Below are 2980 nucleotides of genomic sequence, written 5' to 3'. Positions count from 1 at the left end.
AAATTTCGTTCATTGAAAACTGGATAAGAAACACATTCAAAGAAACAAACCGAGAACACCGCGTTGAAAAGAGTTTTAAAACAACGTTCAAACGCTAAGAAAGAGGATTGACGGAACTGGTGATCGCTCATCAGCGGAAGTCAAAAGCCTAACCCTTTGGGTTAGCAATAAGGTTAAGTGAACAAGGGCACACGGTGGATGCCTTGGCACTAGAAGTCGATGAAGGACGGGACTAACTCCGATAAGCTTTGGGGAGCTGTACGTAAGCTATGAGCCAGAGATTTCCGAATGGGGCAACCCAGCATCTTTGATTGGATGCTACTTATGACTGAATACATAGGTCATAAGAGATAGACGCAGAGAACTGAAACATCTAAGTACCTGCAGGAAGAGAAAGAAAAATCGATTTCCTAAGTAGCGGCGAGCGAAACGGAAAGAGCCCAAACCAGAAAGCTTGCTTTCTGGGGTTGTAGGACTCAAACATGGTAGTGTTGGCTGATAGCTGAATCGACCTGGAAAGGTCAGCCAAAGGGGGTAAAAGCCCCGTAAGCGAAATCAGTCACACACCTATGAGGATCCTGAGTACGGCGGAACACGTGAAATTCCGTCGGAATCCGGGAGGACCATCTCCCAAGGCTAAATACTCTCTAGTGACCGATAGTGAACCAGTACCGTGAGGGAAAGGTGAAAAGCACCCCGGGAGGGGAGTGAAAGAGATCCTGAAACCGTGTGTCTACAACAAGTTAGAGCCCGTTAATGGGTGATAGCGTGCCTTTTGTAGAATGAACCGGCGAGTTACGATGGCGTGCGAGGTTAAGCTGAAGAAGCGGAGCCGTAGCGAAAGCGAGTCTGAATAGGGCGCATGAGTACGTCGTCGTAGACCCGAAACCATGTGATCTACCCATGTCCAGGTTGAAGGTGCGGTAAAACGCACTGGAGGACCGAACCCACGTACGTTGAAAAGTGCGGGGATGAGGTGTGGGTAGCGGAGAAATTCCAAACGAACTTGGAGATAGCTGGTTCTCTCCGAAATAGCTTTAGGGCTAGCCTCGGACGAAAGAATGATGGAGGTAGAGCACTGTTTGGACTAGGGGCCCATCCCGGGTTACCGAATTCAGATAAACTCCGAATGCCATTCATTCATGTCCGGGAGTCAGACTGTGAGTGATAAGATCCATAGTCGAAAGGGAAACAGCCCAGACCACCAGCTAAGGTCCCAAAATGTATGTTAAGTGGAAAAGGATGTGGGGTTGCACAAACAACTAGGATGTTGGCTTAGAAGCAGCCACCATTTAAAGAGTGCGTAATAGCTCACTAGTCGAGTGACCCTGCGCCGAAAATTTACCGGGGCTAAACATACTACCGAAGCTGTGGAATGCACTTAGGTGCATTGGTAGGAGAGCGTTCTAAGGGCGTTGAAGGCCGATCGTGAGGACGGCTGGAGCGCTTAGAAGTGAGAATGCCGGTATGAGTAGCGAAAGACAGGTGAGAATCCTGTCCACCGTAAGACTAAGGTTTCCTGGGGAAGGCTCGTCCTCCCAGGGTTAGTCGGGACCTAAGCCGAGGCCGACAGGCGTAGGCGATGGGTAACAGGTTGATATTCCTGTACCAGTGTTAATTGTTTGAGCGAAGGAGTGACGCAGGAGGTTAAGAGAACCAGACGATTGGAAGAGTCTGGCCAAGCAGTGAGTCTGCCGATGAGTAAAATGCTTATGGGCGTAAGGACAAGCTGTGATGGGGAGGGAAGTTAAGTACCGAAGTCTCTGACATCACACTGCCAAGAAAACCTTCTAGTGAGATTAACACTGCCCGTACCGCAAACCGACACAGGTAGTCGAGGAGAGCATCCTAAGGTGAGCGAGCGAACTCTCGTTAAGGAACTCGGCAAAATGACCCCGTAACTTCGGGAGAAGGGGTGCTGACCGCAAGGTCAGCCGCAGTGAATAGGCCCAAGCGACTGTTTATCAAAAACACAGGTCTCTGCAAAATCGAAAGATGACGTATAGGGGCTGACGCCTGCCCGGTGCTGGAAGGTTAAGAGGATGGGTTAGCGCAAGCGAAGCTCAGAATTGAAGCCCCAGTAAACGGCGGCCGTAACTATAACGGTCCTAAGGTAGCGAAATTCCTTGTCGGGTAAGTTCCGACCCGCACGAAAGGCGTAACGATTTGGGCACTGTCTCAACGAGAGACTCGGTGAAATTTTAGTACCTGTGAAGATGCAGGTTACCCGCGACAGGACGGAAAGACCCCATGGAGCTTTACTGTAATTTGATTTTGAGTGTTTGTGACACATGTACAGGATAGGTAGGAGCCGAGGAGACCGGTACGCAAGTATCGGAAGAGGCGCTGGTGGGATACTACCCTTGTGTTATGACCATTCTAACCCGCAGCACTGATCGTGCTGGGAGACATAGTCAGATGGGCAGTTTGACTGGGGCGGTCGCCTCCTAAAAGGTAACGGAGGCGCCCAAAGGTTCCCTCAGAATGGTTGGAAATCATTCGTAGAGTGCAAAGGCAGAAGGGAGCTTGACTGCGAGAGATACATCTCGAGCAGGGACGAAAGTCGGGCTTAGTGATCCGGTGGTTCCGCATGGAAGGGCCATCGCTCAACGGATAAAAGCTACCCTGGGGATAACAGGCTTATCTCCCCCAAGAGTCCACATCGACGGGGAGGTTTGGCACCTCGATGTCGGCTCGTCGCATCCTGGGGCTGTAGTCGGTCCCAAGGGTTGGGCTGTTCGCCCATTAAAGCGGCACGCGAGCTGGGTTCAGAACGTCGTGAGACAGTTCGGTCCCTATCCGTCGCGGGCGTAGGAAATTTGAGAGGAGCTGTCCTTAGTACGAGAGGACCGGGATGGACACACCGCTGGTGTACCAGTTGTTCCGCCAGGAGCATCGCTGGGTAGCTACGTGTGGACGGGATAAACGCTGAAAGCATCTAAGCGTGAAGCCCCCCTCAAGATGAGATTTCCCATTTCTT

1 rRNA gene is annotated in these 2980 nt (G+C 51.2%); it reads left to right on the top strand.

Annotated elements, in window-relative coordinates:
* Positions 1 to 171 precede the first annotated feature (171 nt).
* A 23S ribosomal RNA gene (locus tag CBF29_RS13565) occupies positions 172 to 2980 on the top strand; the annotation flags it as partial.

The sequence above is a fragment of the Vagococcus elongatus genome, from assembly GCF_003987645.1.
Lineage (GTDB): Bacteria > Bacillota > Bacilli > Lactobacillales > Vagococcaceae > Vagococcus_A > Vagococcus_A elongatus.
Note: the sequence above shows the minus strand (reverse complement) of the source record. Positions and strands in the feature narration are given on the sequence as shown.